Here is a 727-nt window from a genome sequence, read left to right on the forward strand (position 1 = left end):
CAGCTGACCGCCGACCTGGACCTCGCCTTCTTCGTCCTCTACTCCTCCGCGGCGGGTGTGCTGGGTTCGGCAGGTCAGGCGAACTACGCCGCCGCGAACGCATTCCTCGACGCCCTCGCCACCCACCGCCACACCACCGGTCTGCCCGCCACCTCCCTTGCCTGGGGACCCTGGGCCGACAGCGGCATGCTCCAGAACCTCGACGCCGCAGACCTCGCCCGCATGCGCCGCGGCGGCATACCCCCGCTCGCCCCCGACGAAGGCCTCGCCCTGTTCGACGCGGGTGTGGTGTCGGGTGTTCCGGCGGTGGCGCCGGTCCGGTTGAACCTGGCGGCCTTCCGCAAGGCCCCGGCCGTGCCCGCACTGCTGCGCGGCCTCATCCGCACCCCCAGCCGCCGCACCGCGCAAACCGGCACCGGCCACACCTCCGCCCTCGCCCAACGACTCCTCACCCTCCCCACCCCCGAACGCACCCGCCTCCTCCTCGACACCGTCCGCGCCGAGATCGCCGCCGTCCTCGGCCACGACACACCCGACACCATCCCCGCCGAACGCGCCTTCACCGAACTCGGCTTCGACTCCCTCACCGCCGTCGAACTCCGCAACCACCTCAACACCGTCACCGGCCTCCGCCTCCCCGCCACCCTCGTCTTCGACCACCCCAACCCCACCCTCCTCGCCCACCACATCGAAACCGAACTCCTCCCCACCGACACCACCAACCCCC

Annotated in this window: 1 protein-coding gene; it reads left to right on the forward strand. The window is 72.2% G+C overall.

What is annotated here, in order from left to right; translation table 11 throughout:
* Nucleotides 1-727, forward strand: a 727-nt coding sequence (locus tag GBN72_RS00015; RefSeq protein ID WP_151769530.1) for a beta-ketoacyl reductase, incomplete at both ends; no start/stop codon positions are given.

Origin of the sequence: Streptomyces abyssomicinicus, assembly GCF_008974245.1 — a bacterium.
Classification (GTDB): Bacteria; Actinomycetota; Actinomycetes; order Streptomycetales; family Streptomycetaceae; genus Streptomyces; species Streptomyces abyssomicinicus.